The organism is Microcoleus sp. Aus8_D2 (assembly GCF_036702665.1).
Taxonomy (GTDB): domain Bacteria; phylum Cyanobacteriota; class Cyanobacteriia; order Cyanobacteriales; family Microcoleaceae; genus Microcoleus.
The window spans coordinates 1-2,097 of sequence record NZ_JAUBUN010000104.1; the positions used below are offsets into that span (position 1 = coordinate 1).

Sequence of the window (2,097 nt, forward strand, 5' to 3'; positions counted from 1 at the left end):
AATAAAATTACGATTTCTCTGTTTGCTGGCAGATAGGGCATCATTGGGTGAGGGCCGAAAGTGCCTTCGCTCGCAAAGGCAAGAGTTTCTCCCGCAACTTCTAGAGCTTTTTCGGCTTTCTGGCGGGCCGCTTCTATTTGAGTTCCCAAGCGTTTAACTTCTCTGGTAAACGTGCCGAAAGCGTCAGTATCAAGCTCGCGAGGTACGCTAATTCTGACGCCTAATTCTCGTTCCAAAATCGGAGCCATTACCCGTTCTTTGTGATGCATGGTAGCAAGAACAGCCGTGCGATTTACCAAAAAATGATGTGGGTTCATATAGCGAAAAAACTTAAATTTAAATTAAACTGATGTCATTGCTGCTTTTGGGAGCTTAACAAATCAATTACAAAATTTCCTCCCTCATCATAAATTCGCTTTCTCGTTTCGCCAAGTTTTTGTAAATTATCTTGAAATTCCAAAGCATTTAACGCCTGATTTCGCATCCAAAAAGGGCTGTTAGGGAGGAGTCTAACTTCTAAATATTTCCTAGGAAAGTTCGCTTCATTACCATAGGAATATGCAACATATCTAATCGACTGCGAAACTAGATAATTTGCTAGGGCTTCTTCTCCTTTAAATGAAGGCATACCGGGCGGAAGGCTAGCCCCACCAGGGTAGTCTGCAATCCAGATCGTGTGTTGCTTAAAATTCAGTAAAAAAGGTTTGTCAAGTCTTGTTAAAACTATTGCTCTTTCAGGTATCGAATCTAGCATTTTTGCATAGCGTTCGCGTTCTTGTGGTGTCACTAAAGGTACATTATTTAACCCCCGATTAATGCTATTTATGAAGTCCTTGTATTCTGTAAAACCATTGTAACCGTGAGAATATCTTGCTACTAACAAAGACAAAAATACTGCGCTGCTAAAAGCAATTTTTTTGAAGTTAAAATTTAAGTTATTTTGTTTTTCTATATATTCCACAAAAATTAAAATAAATACGACGAACATAACTAATAATAGCGAATAGGCATATCGGTAAACATCCGAAGCTCCTGTAGAAAATGCTATAATCGCAGTTCCCGCGACGGTACTAATCAAAATAGATAGGGTTGCTTCCCGAACAATTGGCTTTTTACGTATACCAATTAGCCCAAATCTAATTCCCAATACAGCCGAGATATAAATAATTGCTAAAATTGCATACATCCTGAGTTTAATTGCTATGTCTGGGGGAATCTCGCTGTTAGGAAGCTTGACAGAGCCTCCGTATACTGAACCATGAAAACCTTTACCAAATATGGGATATAGTAAAGTCCCTGATGACTGATACATTGATATCGACCAGGGTAAAATAAACGCCGCCAATAAAATAGCAGCCAAACAAAATTCGCTTATTGCTTTCTGCTTTTTTTTGGTTCCCAGAATGTAAAATAAATAACTAGAAGCGAATAAAATGATACACGCGGGAATCAAGGTAGTTTTTAAAGCGCAGATTGCGCCGGCAAGCAATCCTACAATCGCAGCATTGTTTGGGATATTTGTTGCTTTGAGGCGCTCGCATTCAAGAACGTTAAATAAGCTGAAAAAAAGGCACGCCGGAATTAATACGCCCGTTATATTTATCCGAACCAGGTTAAGTGATAAAAATCCGAACACAATCATTAGTGTCGAGTTTTTTGAAAGATTTTTTTTCTGGCAGTATCCGATCGCAAGTCCTATCATTACTAATAAGGCACATCCGGGATCGAGCAGATACAAACTTCTTTCATCCAACACGCTGAGAATGAAGGTATGCAAGAATGACTGTCCTCCCAGTGCAGATACGAGTCTTCTTTCGCTAAAAGGATCGGAACCCAGAGCACCTATTTGAAGCATTTTATGGGGAAATACAAAATAGGCGTGGTAGTCATCGTGAGTATTAAAGTCATACCAAAACACGCAACCACAGTATTGAAAAGCAGCCCACAGGAAAGCAACAACAGTCCCGAGCGCCCAAAATTTATTTTGTTTAAAACTATTAATTAACTGATTCAGCTCCTGGGCTAGCGAAGTTTTATTTCTCCAGGCATCTATTATTCCGTAAACTGCGCCAGAGCATATATATATTACAATCGTGG

2 protein-coding genes are annotated in these 2,097 nt (G+C 39.4%); both read right to left on the minus strand.

Annotation, left to right across the window (positions count from 1 at the left end; all coding sequences use genetic code 11):
- On the minus strand, positions 1-317 hold a 317-nt coding region (locus QUB64_RS32825; RefSeq protein ID WP_333278795.1), incomplete at its 3' end, for a DUF6671 family protein.
- A gap of 35 nt (positions 318-352) precedes the next feature.
- A partial coding sequence (locus QUB64_RS32830; protein WP_333278797.1) for a hypothetical protein occupies positions 353-2,097 on the minus strand: 1,745 nt, incomplete at its 5' end.